The following is a 1,247-nucleotide window of genomic DNA, read 5'->3' as shown; positions in this document are numbered from 1 at the left end:
CTTCCCAGTCCCGGTAGGCTGCCTCTTTCGCGTACACTTTGGCCTGCTCATGGACTTTCCGAATGTGGTAGACAAAACCGTCGGCCAGACGCTCACTATTTTGCTCGGCACGCTCCTGCAGATAGCACAGTAAATATAGCTGTTGAATAGCTCGGTCAAAACGCTTGATCTTACTTCCATAATAATCAACCATCGAAGCAAAGTGCTGTTGGTTTTTTATTGAGAGCGACAAGGCTTTAACCACGGTGTTAACTTCACTCATCCAAGGCTCGATTAATCGTTTCACCTTGAGCTCCTTTTCCAGTTCCGTAGGAGTAAAGTTCTTGGCAGACAACCTCAATTTAGACAGAGGCAATGCCCCTTTTCCGTCCACCAAGTTTGCGAGCTCAGTCGACAACCTCCCTGATAACTGGTTTTGCAGCGAAGCAGTAATACGCTCTCGTTCCTGTTTCATCGCCTGGCTTACCACGGTCTGCATCACCGTGTATTTGGGAATTGCAATACGACGCAGTGATAAATACTCGGTGGTTGCATCGAACAAATACCGGGGTTCAACCCACGACTTAGCTGTTTGCTGTAAGTGAGTGATTAAGGAACCTCGATCCTGTCTATCCCGCCATTTTTGATAATTGAGGAGATCAAATATTTTCTGGTATAGGCGATCCTTTTGCTTTTGATCCAATGAGAAGCGCCTGATACCGGGACCAGGCAACTGTTCTTTGGCGATAAACCGCAAATCCTCTTCGACATCGCCAAAACTCGGACTCAGAACCACAGGCCTGGACTTGAAGTAACCCAACAGAGCGACAAAGAAACAGCGGTGAGCCCGGCTACGGATAGCGTTGGCGACACGGGCTTCCATCTCATTCAGAGTAAAGTAAAATCGACGTTCTTCGAGGGTGAAACTGGGAGGGCTGTACAAATCATTGATTTCTGCGTCAATGAGGATCTGGAGCCTTTCGGTATATGCCATATCTGATGCCTAAAAAGCTCAGCATAATAACCGAAAGGGACAAGTTAAGGGCTAGGAGGAAGTTAATACCCCGCTGGAGGCCAGGAGCCACGGGGGCTGTAGAGGATTATGTCTTTTTAAGACGGAAAATCCCCAGGACCCCACATAAGTGGCGAGCATTTCAGCTTCTAATTGCACGTCTAAATCCTGTCTGAATTCACCTGTCGCCTTAGCCTGCTCGATAAAACCAGAAATTCCTGCCACCCAATCCTTTATCCAACGCGCCTGGGTCTCT

Annotated in this window: 2 protein-coding genes; both read right to left on the bottom strand. The window is 48.0% G+C overall.

Annotated features, from left to right (window positions below):
* On the bottom strand, positions 1-973 hold a 973-nt coding region (locus A3751_RS02850), incomplete at its 3' end, for a DUF4158 domain-containing protein (protein WP_156492226.1).
* A 51-nt stretch (positions 974-1,024) separates the two neighbouring features.
* Positions 1,025-1,247: hypothetical protein (locus A3751_RS23390; RefSeq protein ID WP_231876830.1), on the bottom strand; the 223-nt coding region annotated here is incomplete at its 5' end.

The organism is Oleiphilus sp. HI0080, from assembly GCF_001635135.1.
Note: the sequence above shows the minus strand (reverse complement) of the source record. Positions and strands in the feature narration are given on the sequence as shown.